This is a genomic window from Collinsella sp. AM24-1 (assembly GCF_003470325.1).
In the GTDB taxonomy this organism is placed as follows: Bacteria; Actinomycetota; Coriobacteriia; order Coriobacteriales; family Coriobacteriaceae; genus Collinsella.
In genome coordinates, this window is the sequence record NZ_QRHM01000023.1 from 31348 (window position 1) to 31548 (window position 201).

Consider the following 201-nt stretch of genomic DNA (forward strand, 5'->3'; position numbering starts at 1 on the left):
CTGCCAGTCAAGCGCTCTCCCAGCTGAGCTACGCCCCCGTGCGAAGAAGTACTATACGGGAACTCGGACGGCGATGCAAGGACATTTTTGGAAAAACTTTCCGGGGGCGCGGGCGCCGGAGTCCCGCGGGGCCGATGCTGGCGCGCCGCCCGAGGCGTCGGGGCCCCTCGATGCCCGGCTAGGCCCGCGGGGCGCGCCCCG